A 276-nucleotide genomic window follows, 5' to 3' on the forward strand; every position below is an offset into this window, starting at 1 on the left:
TCAGTATCAACTACCTTACATTTCACCTGAAAAATAATAGCCCCCTCATCATAATTTTCATTTACATAATGAATGGTAATACCAGTTTCAGTCTCATCATTATCAACAACGGCATTATGTACATGCATCCCATACATGCCTTTCCCTCCATATTTAGGCAATAAAGCAGGATGAACATTAATAACTTTATTAGGAAATGCATTCAAGATAACCTCGGGAAACTTCCAAAGAAATCCAGCCAAAACAATTACATCAGGTTTTGATGCTTTAAGAATA

The 276-nt window shown here is 34.1% G+C and carries 1 protein-coding gene; it reads right to left on the bottom strand.

Annotated elements, in window-relative coordinates:
* The coding region (locus J8281_RS19550; protein ID WP_305852746.1) for a formyltransferase family protein at positions 1 to 276 on the bottom strand (276 nt) is incomplete at both ends.

The organism is Aquimarina sp. U1-2, assembly GCF_017897595.1.
GTDB lineage: Bacteria > Bacteroidota > Bacteroidia > Flavobacteriales > Flavobacteriaceae > Aquimarina.